The 13,267-nt window shown below is 71.9% G+C and carries 11 protein-coding genes; 7 read left to right on the top strand and 4 right to left on the bottom strand.

The window, feature by feature from the left end:
- Positions 1–20 precede the first annotated feature (20 nt).
- Positions 21–1,340, top strand: coding sequence for a serpin family protein (locus ACIA8Q_RS09205; protein ID WP_387901102.1), 1,320 nt, complete (start codon positions 21–23; stop codon positions 1,338–1,340).
- A gap of 95 nt (positions 1,341–1,435) precedes the next feature.
- Here the strand turns inward: ACIA8Q_RS09205 and ACIA8Q_RS09200 are convergent, their stop codons facing one another.
- The 4 genes from ACIA8Q_RS09200 to ACIA8Q_RS09185 all read right to left on the bottom strand — a co-directional run bounded on the left by ACIA8Q_RS09200 (position 1,436) and on the right by ACIA8Q_RS09185 (position 6,516).
- Positions 1,436–2,548, bottom strand: coding sequence for an ADP-ribosylglycohydrolase family protein (locus tag ACIA8Q_RS09200; RefSeq protein ID WP_396316938.1), 1,113 nt, complete (start codon positions 2,546–2,548; stop codon positions 1,436–1,438).
- 77 nt (positions 2,549–2,625) lie between these two features.
- Positions 2,626–3,912, bottom strand: coding sequence for a DUF2786 domain-containing protein (locus ACIA8Q_RS09195; protein ID WP_360209132.1), 1,287 nt, complete (start codon positions 3,910–3,912; stop codon positions 2,626–2,628).
- 106 nt (positions 3,913–4,018) lie between these two features.
- Positions 4,019–5,656, bottom strand: a complete 1,638-nt coding sequence (locus tag ACIA8Q_RS09190; RefSeq protein WP_360209129.1) for a transporter — start codon at positions 5,654–5,656, stop codon at positions 4,019–4,021.
- A complete protein-coding gene (locus tag ACIA8Q_RS09185; RefSeq protein WP_396316937.1) occupies positions 5,653–6,516 on the bottom strand; it encodes an ABC transporter ATP-binding protein in 864 nt (287 codons plus the stop codon). Before ACIA8Q_RS09185 ends, ACIA8Q_RS09190 begins: the two co-directional genes overlap by 4 nt.
- Before the next feature lie 597 nt (positions 6,517–7,113).
- Between ACIA8Q_RS09185 and rpsL the strand changes: the two genes are divergently transcribed.
- The 6 genes from rpsL (at position 7,114) to ACIA8Q_RS09155 (ending at position 13,099) form a co-directional block, all read left to right on the top strand.
- Entirely contained in the window at positions 7,114–7,485 is a 372-nt protein-coding gene (rpsL, locus tag ACIA8Q_RS09180) for a 30S ribosomal protein S12 (RefSeq protein ID WP_360209123.1), read from the top strand.
- 2 nt (positions 7,486–7,487) lie between these two features.
- A complete protein-coding gene (gene rpsG / locus ACIA8Q_RS09175) occupies positions 7,488–7,958 on the top strand; it encodes a 30S ribosomal protein S7 (protein ID WP_030055803.1) in 471 nt (156 codons plus the stop codon).
- A 39-nt stretch (positions 7,959–7,997) separates the two neighbouring features.
- Positions 7,998–10,103: an elongation factor G gene (gene fusA / locus ACIA8Q_RS09170; RefSeq protein ID WP_360209121.1), complete on the top strand. Its 2,106-nt coding sequence runs from the start codon at positions 7,998–8,000 to the stop codon at positions 10,101–10,103.
- Positions 10,104–10,337: 234 nt separating this feature from the next.
- Entirely contained in the window at positions 10,338–11,531 is a 1,194-nt protein-coding gene (gene tuf / locus ACIA8Q_RS09165; protein ID WP_326846505.1) for an elongation factor Tu, read from the top strand.
- Positions 11,532–11,717: 186 nt separating this feature from the next.
- Positions 11,718–12,677 (top strand): glycosyltransferase family 2 protein, encoded by a 960-nt coding sequence (locus ACIA8Q_RS09160; protein ID WP_360209118.1) that lies wholly within the window; start codon positions 11,718–11,720, stop codon positions 12,675–12,677.
- Positions 12,674–13,099 carry a GtrA family protein gene (locus tag ACIA8Q_RS09155; protein WP_360209115.1) on the top strand — a complete coding sequence of 142 codons (426 nt, stop codon included), beginning with the start codon at positions 12,674–12,676 and terminating at the stop codon, positions 13,097–13,099. Before ACIA8Q_RS09160 ends, ACIA8Q_RS09155 begins: the two co-directional genes overlap by 4 nt.
- Positions 13,100–13,267 lie beyond the last annotated feature (168 nt).

The raw sequence follows: 13,267 nt of genomic DNA, 5'->3' as shown, positions 1-13,267 counted from the left end.
GGGCGGTGCGTCGAAGGGCCATGACGAACCGCAGCAGCGCAGGGCACCACCGCTCCCGCCGTCCGGCCGGGCTGCTCCTCGCCGCCGTGCTGGCCGCTGGGCCGGCGCTGGCCGGGTGCGGCAGCACGGCGGCGGACACCCCCACCGTCCGGGTCACGGCGTCGTCCGTCCGGCCGACCGCGGACCCGGCCCGGTCGGCCGAGGTGACGGCCGGGACCAGCGCCTTCGGGGTGGACCTCCTGCACGCGCTCACGGCGCCACCGGACGGCGCGGGGCGCAACCTGGTGCTCTCCCCGTCGGGGCTGGCGACCGTGCTCGCCATGCTGCTCCCGGGCGCCCGCGGCGCGACCGCCGACGAACTCGGCAAGGCCCTGCACAGCGGGCTCGACGCGCGCCAGTACGCACTGGTGACCGGGGCGCTGGCCCGCCCGGTCCCGGCCACCGACAAGCTCACCCTGCGGCAGACGGACGACCTGTGGACGCAGCAGGGCCTGACCGTCGACCCGGCGTACCTGGACACCCTCGCCACCGCCTTCGACGCCGGAGTGCACCCCGTCGACTTCGCCAAGGACCCGGCGGGCAGCCGCCGGCTCGTCAACACGGCGGTGGAGAAGGCCACCGAAGGGCGGATCAAGGACCTGTTCGGCGAACGGCAGATCACCTCCGACACCCGGCTGGTCCTCACCGACGCGCTCTACCTGAAGGCGAAGTGGGCCACCGCCTTCACCCCCGCGAAGACCTCCGACCGGCCCTTCCGCAAGCTCGACGGCTCCGCGCCGGCGGTCGCCACGATGGCCCGAACCGGCACCCTGCGGTACGCCGAGGGCTCCGGAGGCATCGTCGGCGAACCCTGGCAGGCCGTCGAACTCCCCTACGCGGAGGGCGGGTTGGCGATGGATCTGATCGTCCCGGCGCAGGGCGGCTTCACGGCCTTCACCAAGGGCCTGGACCAGCCCCAGCTCGACCGGATCCTCGGCGCGCTGGAGGAGCGGTCCGTCGACCTGACCCTGCCGCGCTTCCACTTCGACACGAGCTCGGACCTCACCTCCGCGCTGCGCGCGCTCGGCGTCCGGGCGGCCTTCGACGCCCCGGACTTCAGCGGGCTGGCCAAGGAACAGCTCGGCCTGAGCACGGTGGTGCAGAAGGCCACCGTCGAGGTCACCGAGGACGGCACGGTCGCGGCCGCCGGCAGCGGCGCCGGGGTGGGCGTGATGGCCGCGCCGGCCGCGCCGGAGGCCGTCGAGCTGCACGTCGACCGGCCGTTCCTGTTCCTGGTCCGGGACACCGCCGACGGGCGGCCGCTCTTCCTCGGCCAGGTCACCGACCCGCAGGCGGGGTAGCGTTCATCCGCGGCCGCGGCGGGGCTCACCGGGCAGTGCCCTCCCGCCAGTGCCGTCCCGCCAGTGCCCTCCCGGCAGGGCTCACCCGGCAGGGCTCACCCGGCGGGGTAGCGGCCGCCGAGCGCCGGGTGGGCCGGGTCCCGGCTGCCGAACAGCACCAGCAGGTCGTCGGCCACCCGCAGCAGTTCCGCCCGGCCCTCGATCGTCCCGGTCCACTCGGCGGGCAGCGCCGACGCGCCGTACGCGGCGCCGACCAGGTTGCCGCAGACCGCGCCCACGGAGTCGCTGTCCCCGGAGTGGTTCACCGACAGCCGCAGCGCGGTGCGCACCGGGTCGGCGTCCAGGGTGGCCGCGAGCAGCGCGTACACGGCCATCCCCAGGCACTCCTCGGCGATCCAGCCGAGCCCCACCCGCTCCACCGCCTCCGCCGAGGGCTGCGACTCCTGGGCCACCCGGACGGCCCGGGCCAGCGCCTGCACCGTCTCCTTCGAGGCCGGCAGCTCCCGGATCTGCTCCACGGTCTCGCCGACCGCGGCCCACGGCTCCGTCCCGGTCGCCAGCCGCTCCACGAGCGCCGCGAAGGCGCCCGCCGCGAGGTAGCCGGTCGGGTGCCCGTGGGTGAGCTGGGCGCACTGCACGGCCAGTCCGAAGGCTTGCTCGACTCCCAGCCGGGCCAGCCCGAACGGCGCCGAGCGCATCACCGTGCCGCAGCCCTTGGAGTGCGGGTTGATCGGACCCGGCCGCCCGATCATCGACGGCGCCTCGAACACCGGGTGCTCGGACACCCCGCTCAGGCAGGCGTTGCCCGGTGCCCGCCGCGCGTACAGGAAGGGCTGCCGCAGCAGCCAGCCGTCGTACGGGTGGGGCTGCGGTGCGGCGTCCGGCACCCCCTGGTACTGCGTCAGCAGCCAGCGCCGGTAGGCGCCGTGGACGGCCTGCGGCACCGATCCGCCGCCGCCGGACCAGCCGCGGACGAAGCCGCGGATCAGCCCCTCGGCGGTGAAGAGGGTCATCTGGGTGTCGTCGGTGACCTCGGCCGGGTGGGGCCCGCCCGGCAGCCCGGTCACCCCGTCCGGGCCGTACCGCTCCTGGATCTGGTGGAGCTGCTGGAACTCCACCGGCCAGCCCAGTGCGTCACCGACGGCCCCGCCGAGCAGCGCCCCGCGCACCCGGTCCCGGTACCCCGACTCGGCCGCCGACTCCGTCACGTCGATCCCCCTTGGTTCGTGGCGGCCTCCGTTCTATCAGTTCCGGCGATCTCCCCGGCCCGGCGCCCGCCGGGCGCTCAGGCCCGGCCGCGGATCTCCCCGGAACGCCCGTGCAGGGCGGCGCGGTCGGCGGCGGCGCGCCCGGCCGCCCAGCCCTCGCCGTCGCTCACCCGGACCCGCTGGGAGACGAGCTTCGGGAACAGTCGGCCGACCTCGTCGTCCACCGCCTCGGAACGGGCGGCGAGCGCGGGCAGCAGCCGGGCGTCCGGCAGCAGCTGCTCCTCGGTGCCGTCCTCGCGCAGGTGCCGACCGGCCGCGGCGGCACTGGTGGTCCGCTCGGTGGCGGCGGTCAGCCGCTCGCGGATCCGCGCCGCGTACGCGACCAGGAAGGACTGCCGGAACGCCTTGCTGCGGGAGTCCCGGCCGGAGCCGGCCTTGTTGAGCGCGTGGGTGGCCTGCACCAGCAGCGAGGTGTAGAGCAGCTCGACGCCGTCCAGGTCGCCGTCGAAGCCGACGACGGTGCAGAAGCCGAACTCCTTGGCCCACACCACCCGGCAGCGGTTGGCCGCCGCGACGGCGTCCAGCAGCATCGTCTTGGGGCCCTCGTACGGGTTGTCCACGCCGATCCGCAGCGCCGCCGGGGTGTCCCGGTCGGAGCCGGCGGCGGCCAGCAGCGCGTCGTCGATGCTGTGCTGGGCCATCAGCTGCTGGGCCTTGGCGGTGAGCGCCTCGGCCTCCTCCGGGTACTCGGTGGACTCGGCCTTCGCCAGCAGCGCCCGGATCCGGGCCAGCATCCGCGGCTCCCCGGGCACCGGCCCGTCGCCGCGCTCGGCCCGCGGCCGCCGGCCGGGCGCCGGGCCGACCGGGGCGATCGGCGGCAGCCGGCCCCAGGTCCGCAGCAGCTCCAGGGCCGCCGTGGCGAGCGCGAAGCGGTCCAGCCGGTGCCGGTGGGCGAAGGCGCCGAGGTACTGCTCGTCGCCCGGCCACCACACCTCGGCCTCCAGCTCGCGCAGCTGCTCCTGCCAGCGCCGGTCGAGGGCCGCCGCGGGGTGCCGGCGGCCCTCCGCGGCGATCAGGTCGACGGCGAGGGCGAGGTGGACGGGCTTCAGCCCGCGCCGGACCACCCGGACCAGGTCGGCCGGGCGCCACCCGGCGGACCAGCAGCGGCCGACGGCGGCGTCCGCGTGGCCGAGCAGGGCCCGGCTGACCTCCGGCCACTGCGCGGCCGAGGCGGCGAGCAGCGAGGCCCCGGTGTCCAGTGCGAGGTCCAGCGCCTCGTCGGGGACGGTCAGGACCGACCGCACGGCCTGCTCCAGCAGCGGCCCGGCGCCCCCGTTCCCGCCCTGCTGCGCGCGCTTGCCCACGGTGTGCCCCTGCTTCCCTCGACGGTCCGGCCCTCCCGCCCATGATGCCGGAGCGCCCGGCCTCCCCGAGGGGGCCGGGCGCTCCGCACGGGCCTGAAGGCGGGTCCTAGCGTTCGACGGCCTTGGCGAGGATCTCCGGCGCACGCTCCAGCAGCCGTCGGGCCGCGAAGCGGACGCCGAGCACGGCGACCAGGGCCCCGTAGAGCGGGCCGAGCGGCAGCAGCGGCCAGGTCGGGCCGTCGGAGAGCAGGGCCCAGGCCAGGTAGCCGCCCACCGGCAGGGCGAGCACCGCCACCCCGACCATCGAGCCGAACTGGTTGACCAGCAGCAGCCCGCCCTGCCCGGGGGCGGCGTTGCGCATCGGGTTGCCGTCGGCCGGCATCGTGTACGGCGCGAGCACGCTGAGCGTCGCGCCGAGTGCGACGCCGCAGCCGAGCAGCGCCAGTGCCAGGCCGACCGCGGACGGCAGGCCGGCCCAGTCGCCGGTGACGGAGGCCAGCAGGAGCCCGAGCACCAGCGTCACCGGGACGGCGTAGGAGAGCACCGCGTAGGCCCGGCCGCGCAGCTCGTCCCGGGCGTCGGCCGGGGTGAGCAGGGTCGCCGCGACCATCCAGAACGCAGAGCCGTCCATGCCGAACAGGTTGAGCATCTGCAGCCCGAGGAACATCCCGGTCATCGCCAGCAGGTAGACGCTCGGCCAGCCCTGGACGACCGACAGCAGGCAGATCACCACCGTCATGCCGATGCTGGTGAACACCGCGGCCTTGGCGCGCGGCTCGCGCCAGGCGTACCGGAGGTGGCGCTGCATCACCGCGCCGACGCGGCCGTCGGGCAGCAGGCGCCAGCCGCCCGTGCCGCGCACCCCGCGGGCCACCTCCAGGGTCGAGGAGTCGGCGGTGACCATCAGCTCCTGGAGGCTGGCGCGCCACCAGCGCAGCAGCAGGGCGAGCAGCGCCCCGGCCGAGGCGAGCTGGAGCAGCGCCAGCCCGTACCGGCCCTCGCCGGCGGTGCGGGCCGCGTCGGCCGCGCCGATCGGCGGGATCCACCGCAGCACCGAGGCGATCGGGGCCAGCGGGCTGAGGTCGAGGTGCTGGCCGGGGCGCCCGAAGACGCTCTGCGAGCCGACGTTGGCGGCCTGGGCGAGCAGGGCGAAGAGCAGGCCGCCGAAGATCGCGAAGTCCTTGCCGCGCCGGCTGGAGAGCATCCGGGCGTTGCCCGCGGCCACCGCGCGGGAGAGCGTGACCAGGCAGAGCACGGCGAGCGGCACGCCGACCACGGCGGCCGCCGCCGAGGCGGCGCCGTCGGCGCCGGACAGCGCCGCGCCGGTCACCAGCACCAGGCTGACCACCGGGCCGGGCCCGATCAGTGCGGCCAGCAGCGACCCGCGCAGCAGCGGGCCGGGCCGCAGCGGCAGCATGGTGAGCCGGGTCGGGTCGGCGCTCTCGTCGCTGGAGAACAGGAACAGCGGCAGTGCGGCCCAGCCGAGGGTGAGGACGCCGAGCAGCATCACCCCGGCGTCCCCGGAGCCGGCGAACCGCCCGTTCAGCAGGGCGAGGGCGAGGGCGATGCCGGCCGCGAAGGCCAGGCCGACGACGCCGCCGATGACGTACACGGCCGTCCGGCCGGGGCTGCGGCGCAGGCCGTTGCGCAGCAGCCGCAGCTTGAGCGCGACCAGGGCGCGGACGACGGTGCCGCCGTCGGGCACGCCGGCGGTGCGGGCGGATGTGGTGGCGGTGGTGGTCACCGGTCGCCCCCGGTCTGGTCGCCGCCGGTCCGGCCGCCGCCGTGGTGGTCGCCGCCGGTCCGGCCGCCGCCGAGCCAGCCGAGCGCCTGGCCGTCGTCCTCGCGCACGCCGATCAGGTCGAGGAAGGCCTCGTGCAGGCTGCGCCCGTCGCGGACGGCGTCCAGCGGGCCCTGGGCGATCACCCGGCCGGCGTTGACCACGGCGACCCAGTCGCAGAGCTGCTCGACGAGCTCCATCACGTGGCTGGAGAAGACCACCGTGGAGCCGGCCGCGGCGTACCGCTTGAGCACGCCGCGGATGGTCTGCGCGGAGACCGGGTCGACGCCCTCGAAGGGCTCGTCGAGGAAGAGCACGTCGGGGTTGTGCAGCAGGGCGGCGGCCAGGCCGATCTTCTTGCGCATGCCGGTGGAGTAGTCGGCGACCAGCTTGTCGGCGTCCCGGGCGAGGTCCAGGACGGCCAGCAGCTCCTCGGCCCGGCGGTCCACCTCGGGGCCGGGCAGGCCGCGCAGCCGCCCGTTGTACTGGAGGAGTTCGCGGCCGCTGAGCCGCTCGAACATCCGCAGGCCCTCGGGGAGGATGCCGATCCGGGCCTTCACCGCGACGGGGTCGGCCCAGACGTCGCCGCCGTGGACGAGGACGGTGCCCTGGTCGGGCCGGAGCAGGCCGGTGACCATGGACAGGGTGGTGGTCTTGCCGGCGCCGTTCGGGCCGACCAGGCCGATGAACGCACCGGCGGGCAGCTCCAGGCTGAGTCCGGCGACCGCGGCCTGCCCGCCGAAGTGCTTCCACAACCCCTGGATGCTGACGGCGGGCGGAGGGGCGGATCCGGGTCGGTCGGACGGCGGCGCTGACGCCTGCATGGCGGCCTTCTCTGTTCGTGGTCGGTCGTCTTCTGGCCCAGCCTGGCACCGGCCGAACGGGCTGTCGCCCGCTTTGAGCATCCCCTGAGCGACTGGGCCGAACGAGGGGGCGCGCCGTGTCCGCGGCGGGTTCCGGCGGGTGCGCCGCGGCGCCCCGGCACCCGGCGCGCCGCCGCCCGGGAGGGGCCGCGGGCGGAGCGGCCCGGGTGGCGGCGGCCGTCCGGCTGTGGTAGAGCGGTTGGAGGGCGGCCGGACACCGGGTGGTCGTGCGCGGGACACTCCCGCGACATCCGGCCGATGGCCGCGACCTGCGGCGTTGCATTTGTTTTGACCGCGCCCGATGCGCTAGGTACGCTCTGACCTTGTGCCTGGGGTGTCCCCGGGTCCTTGTGCGTGCATGCACACCGGTCGCCGCGCCGAGCCGGAGCGCCTTCCAGCGCCCCGCGCGTTGAGCGCCGTCGCTGTACATCAGCCATGGGATTCCGTGTCGGAATAAGCCCAACACACCCGACCGCGTGGGTCGACCACGGGGCCGTGTGTGAGGGATCACCGCAGGTTAGTTCCACCAAGCCTTGGCACACAGAAAACGGAGAAACGGTGCCTACGATCCAGCAGCTGGTCCGAAAGGGCCGGCAGGACAAGGTCGAGAAGAACAAGACTCCCGCGCTGAACGGCTCCCCGCAGCGCCGTGGGGTCTGCACGCGTGTGTACACGACCACCCCGAAGAAGCCGAACTCGGCTCTCCGCAAGGTCGCCCGTGTGCGCCTCACCAGCGGGATCGAGGTCACCGCTTACATCCCGGGCGAGGGCCACAACCTGCAGGAGCACTCCATCGTGCTGGTGCGCGGTGGTCGTGTGAAGGACCTTCCTGGTGTCCGCTACAAGATCATCCGCGGTTCGCTTGACACCCAGGGTGTCAAGAACCGCAAGCAGGCTCGCAGCCGCTACGGCGCCAAGAAGGAGAAGTAAGAATGCCTCGTAAGGGCCCCGCCCCGAAGCGCCCGGTCATCATCGACCCGGTTTACGGCTCCCCGGTCGTCACCCAGCTGGTCAACAAGATCCTGCTGCACGGCAAGCGCTCCACCGCCGAGCGGATCGTCTACGGCGCCCTCGAGGGCGTCCGTGAGAAGACCGGCTCGGACCCGGTCGTGACGCTGAAGCGCGCGCTGGAGAACGTCAAGCCGGCCCTCGAGGTCAAGTCCCGCCGTGTCGGTGGCGCGACCTACCAGGTTCCGGTCGAGGTCCGTCCGGGCCGCGCCAGCACCCTGGCGCTGCGCTGGATGGTCGGTTACTCCCGCGCCCGTCGCGAGAAGACCATGACCGAGCGCCTGATGAACGAGATCCTCGACGCCAGCAACGGCCTGGGCGCTTCCGTGAAGCGTCGCGAGGACACCCACAAGATGGCCGAGTCCAACAAGGCCTTCGCGCACTACCGCTGGTAGTCCGTACCCCGTCACTAGACAGAGAGAGAACGAGCCACCATGGCTGCAACCTCCCTTGACCTCGCCAGGGTCCGCAACATCGGGATCATGGCGCACATCGACGCGGGCAAGACCACCACCACCGAGCGGATCCTGTTCTACACCGGTGTCTCGTACAAGATCGGTGAGGTCCACGATGGCGCTGCCACCATGGACTGGATGGAGCAGGAGCAGGAGCGCGGCATCACGATCACGTCGGCCGCGACGACCTGTCACTGGACGGTCGACGGCGTCGACAACACCATCAACATCATCGACACCCCGGGTCACGTCGACTTCACCGTCGAGGTGGAGCGTTCGCTGCGCGTCCTCGACGGTGCCGTGACGGTGTTCGACGGTGTCGCCGGTGTCGAGCCCCAGTCCGAGACCGTGTGGCGGCAGGCTGACCGCTACAGCGTCCCGCGCATCTGCTTCATCAACAAGCTGGACCGCACGGGCGCGAACTTCTTCTTCTGCGTCGACACCATCGTGGAGCGCCTCGGCGCGACCCCGCTGGTGATGCAGCTCCCGATCGGTGCCGAGGCGGACTTCAAGGGCGTCGTCGACCTGGTCCGCATGAAGGCCCTGGTCTGGTCCGCCGAGGCCGCCAAGGGCGAGATGTACGACATCGTCGACATCCCGGCCGAGCTGCAGGAGCAGGCGAACGAGTACCGCGAGCGTCTCCTGGACGAGGTGTCGAACGTCAGCGATGACGTGATGATGCTCGCCATGGAGGGCGAAGAGGTCCCCGAGGAGCTGCTCTACACGGCGATCCGCAAGGGCACCCTGGAGTCGGCCTTCACGCCGATCTTCTGCGGCACCGCGTTCAAGAACAAGGGCGTGCAGCCCCTGCTCGACGCGGTCGTCAAGTACCTGCCGTCGCCGCTGGACATCGAGTCGATCGAGGGCACCAAGCCCAACGACCCGGAGACCACGATCTCCCGCAAGGCCTCGGACGACGAGCCGCTGGCCGCGCTGGCGTTCAAGATCATGTCCGACCCGCACCTGGGCAAGCTCACCTTCGTCCGGATCTACTCCGGCCGCCTGGAGTCCGGCACCTCGGTGCTGAACGCCGTGAAGGGCAAGAAGGAGCGCATCGGCAAGATCTACCGCATGCACGCGAACAAGCGTGAGGAGATCGAGTCGGTGGGCGCCGGCGACATCGTCGCCGTCATGGGCCTGAAGCAGACCACCACCGGTGAGACGCTGGCCGACGAGAAGAACCCGGTCATCCTGGAGTCCATGGACTTCCCGGCCCCGGTCATCCGCGTCGCCATCGAGCCCAAGTCCAAGGGTGACCAGGAGCGTCTGGGTATCGCCATCCAGCGCCTCGCCGAGGAGGACCCGTCCTTCCAGGTCAACACGGACGAGGAGACCGGCCAGACCATCATCGCGGGTATGGGCGAGCTGCACCTCGAGGTGCTGGTCGACCGTATGAAGCGTGAGTTCAAGGTCGAGGCCAACGTCGGCAAGCCGCAGGTCGCGTACCGCGAGACGATCCGTCAGGCCGTCGAGCGCATCGACTACACCCACAAGAAGCAGACCGGTGGTTCCGGTCAGTTCGCCAAGGTGCAGATCGCGATCGAGCCGATCGAGTCCGGCGAGGGCTACGAGTTCCAGAACCTGGTCACCGGTGGCCGCGTTCCGCGCGAGTACATCCCGTCGGTCGACGCCGGTGCGCAGGAGGCCATGGAGTTCGGTGTGCTCGCCGGCTACCCGCTCCAGGGTGTCCGCGTGAAGCTGCTCGACGGCCAGGCCCACGACGTGGACTCCTCCGAGCTCGCGTTCAAGATCGCCGGTTCCATGGCGTTCAAGGAAGGCGCGCGGAAGGCCAAGCCGGTCCTCCTCGAGCCGATGATGGCCGTCGAGGTCACCACGCCCGAGGACTACATGGGCGACGTGATTGGCGACATCAACTCTCGCCGTGGCCAGATCCGGTCCATGGACGAGCGTCACGGTGCCCGCGTCGTCACGGCGCTGGTGCCGCTCTCCGAGATGTTCGGCTACGTCGGTGATCTGCGCAGCAAGACCTCTGGTCGCGCGAGCTACTCGATGCAGTTCGACTCGTACGCCGAGGTGCCGAAGGCCGTGGCGGAGGAGATCATCGCCAAGGCCAAGGGCGAGTAAGGACCGGCACCAGCCGGTTCCCTACCCGAGGCCGCGAACGTCCCGACATTCGGGACGATTGCGAACCCTTAGGCTATTAGGAGGCGTCCCGGGAGGATCCGGTCGGATTCTCCCGGGTGCCTCCGGCCCCCACCCGCGGGACGGTGCGGAGTGCTCAGGCACCCCGGGCCCAATCCCGATCAAAGACCAACTGACGTCAGCACGGCGTACAGAACTGTCCTCAGGAGGACTGCAGTGGCGAAGGCGAAGTTCGAGCGGACGAAGCCCCACGTCAACATCGGCACCATCGGTCACATTGACCACGGTAAGACGACCCTTACCGCGGCCATCACCAAGGTGCTGCACGACGCGTACCCGGAGATCAACCCCTTCACGCCGTTCGACCAGATCGACAAGGCGCCGGAGGAGCGGCAGCGCGGTATCACCATCTCGATCGCGCACGTCGAGTACCAGACCGAGGCGCGTCACTACGCCCACGTCGACTGCCCGGGTCACGCGGACTACATCAAGAACATGATCACCGGTGCGGCCCAGATGGACGGTGCGATCCTCGTCGTCGCCGCCACCGACGGCCCGATGCCGCAGACCAAGGAGCACGTCCTCCTGGCCCGCCAGGTCGGCGTCCCCTACATCGTCGTCGCCCTGAACAAGGCCGACATGGTGGACGACGAGGAGATCCTGGAGCTCGTCGAGCTCGAGGTCCGTGAGCTCCTCTCCGAGTACGAGTTCCCGGGCGACGACCTGCCGGTCGTCCGCGTCTCCGCGCTGAAGGCGCTGGAAGGCGACAAGGAGTGGGGCGAGAAGCTCCTCGGCCTGATGCACGCCGTCGACGAGGCCATCCCGACCCCGGCCCGCGCCGTGGACCAGCCGTTCCTGATGCCGATCGAGGACGTCTTCACGATCACCGGTCGTGGCACCGTCGTCACCGGCCGCATCGAGCGTGGCATCCTCAAGGTCAACGAGACTGTCGACATCATCGGCATCAAGGAGACCAAGACCACCACCACGGTCACCGGCATCGAGATGTTCCGCAAGCTGCTCGACGAGGGCCAGGCCGGTGAGAACGTCGGTCTGCTGCTCCGTGGCATCAAGCGCGAGGACGTCGAGCGCGGCCAGGTCATCATCAAGCCGGGTTCGGTTACCCCGCACACCGACTTCGAGGCCCAGGCCTACATCCTGTCGAAGGACGAGGGTGGCCGCCACACCCCGTTCTTCAACAACTACCGCCCGCAGTTCTACTTCCGTACCACGGACGTGACCGGCGTCGTGACCCTCCCCGAGGGCACCGAGATGGTCATGCCGGGCGACAACACCGGCATGACGGTCGCGCTGATCCAGCCGATCGCCATGGAGGAGGGCCTGAAGTTCGCCATCCGTGAGGGTGGCCGCACCGTCGGCGCCGGCCAGGTCACCAAGATCATCAAGTAATCGGTGTTCTGACCTGCCTGCACCGCTCAGGCGAACCGAAGGGCTCCGCACACGCGAGTGTGCGGAGCCCTTCGGCCTTCATCCGGCCCTCACCCGCCCCCGGTCGCTCTCACGGGTCGCTCATGGCCGGCTGTTATTGTCGGGCCACCGTCCAGCCCCGCCGTCGCGGAAAGTGGGATCCAACGCATGCCTACGGCACCACTGTTGTCGGTCGTGATGCCGATCTACAACGAGCAGGAGGCGCTCCCCTTCACCGTCGAGCGGCTGCGGCCGATCCTGGACGGGCTCGGGACCGACTACGAGGTCGTGGGCGTCGACGACGGCAGCACGGACGCCACGCCCGTCCTGATGCAGAAGATCCGGCAGGACTGGCCGGAGTTCCGCATCGTCCGCTTCGCCCGCAACTCCGGGCACCAGGCCGCGCTCACCGCCGGCATCCACCGGGCCCTCGGCGACTACGTGGTGAGCATCGACGCCGACCTGCAGGACCCGCCGGAGAAGATCCCGGAGATGCTCGACCTGGCCCGCGAGCAGGGCCTCGACGTGGTCTACGGCGTCCGCGGGGACCGCGGCACCGACACCGCCTTCAAGCGCCGGACGGCCGGCGCCTACTACTGGCTGATGCGTCGGCTGGTCGGCAAGCGGATGCCCAACCAGGCCGGCGACTTCCGGCTGCTCAGCCGCGCGGCCGTGGAGGCCCTCAAGCAGCTGCCCGAGCACCAGCCGGTCTACCGGCTGCTGGTGCCGTGGCTCGGCTTCCCCAGCGGCGAGGTGGTGTACGTCCGTGAGGAGCGGGTGGCCGGCGGCACCCACTACCCGCTGTCCAAGATGCTCCGGCTGGCGCTGGACAGCGTCACCAACTTCTCCGCCGCCCCGCTGCGGCTCGCCACCTGGCTGGGCCTGGTGAGCTTCGTGGTCTGCATCGGCCTCGGGGTCTACACCACCGTCTCCTACGTGCTCGGCGCGACCGTACCGGGCTGGGCGTCGCTGTTCATCGGCATGCTGTTCATCGGCGCCGTGCAGCTGATCTGCGTCGGACTGCTAGGGGAGTACGTCGGCAGGATCTACTCGGCGGTGCAGGCCCGGCCGACCTACTTCGTCGGCTACGACTCGGCCGAGGACGACGAGCGGGGCCGGGGCCGGTGACCGTCGTCGAGGAGGAGGCGTCCGAGCCCGCTCCGCCGACCCGCCGTCAACTGCCGTCCTTCCTGGTCATCGGCGTCCTCAGCACCCTCTTCTACCTGGGGCTCTTCGTCGCCGCGCGGTGGTTCACCGACCCGCAGGCGGCCAACCTGATCGCGCTGGCCGTCAGCGCGGTGGCCAACACCGCGGCCAACCGGCGGTTCACCTTCGGGGTGACCGGCGCGCAGGGGATGGTCCGGCACCAACTGCAGGGCGCGGTGGCCTTCCTGATCGGACTCGGTCTCAGCGCGGGCGTACTCGCCCTGCTCGACCAGGTCGCGCCGGACGCCTCCCGACCGGTCGAGGTGGCCGGACTGGTCGTCGCCAACGGCCTCGCCACGGTGGCCCGCTTCGTCCTGCTGAAGGTCTGGGTGTTCCGCGGCTGAACGGCGTTGCTCCGGACGGTTCGCAGACCGTGCACCCGGGGCCCTGAGCCGCTGTCGGCAAGGGCCTACTCGGTATGCTGGGCGCTCGTAGCCTGCCCGCTCACGGTAGAGGAAGTCCGCACCCGGCTGGGGGAGACGGGCGGCAGGGACTCCGACCGAAGGGGCACG

The sequence above is a fragment of the Kitasatospora sp. NPDC051705 genome (assembly GCF_044453265.1).
GTDB lineage: Bacteria > Actinomycetota > Actinomycetes > Streptomycetales > Streptomycetaceae > Kitasatospora.
This window is presented reverse-complemented; position numbering and strand designations above follow the sequence as displayed.

Excerpts from the sequence above, each read along its gene's own strand:
- ACIA8Q_RS09205 (WP_387901102.1), top strand. The coding sequence starts at position 21 with ATGACGAACCGCAGCAGCGCAGGGCACCACCGCTCCCGCCGTCCGGCC.
- ACIA8Q_RS09185 (WP_396316937.1), bottom strand. The coding sequence starts at position 6,516 with ATGCAGGCGTCAGCGCCGCCGTCCGACCGACCCGGATCCGCCCCTCCG.
- rpsG (WP_030055803.1), top strand. The coding sequence starts at position 7,488 with ATGCCTCGTAAGGGCCCCGCCCCGAAGCGCCCGGTCATCATCGACCCG.
- fusA (WP_360209121.1), top strand. The coding sequence starts at position 7,998 with ATGGCTGCAACCTCCCTTGACCTCGCCAGGGTCCGCAACATCGGGATC.
- ACIA8Q_RS09160 (WP_360209118.1), top strand. The coding sequence starts at position 11,718 with ATGCCTACGGCACCACTGTTGTCGGTCGTGATGCCGATCTACAACGAG.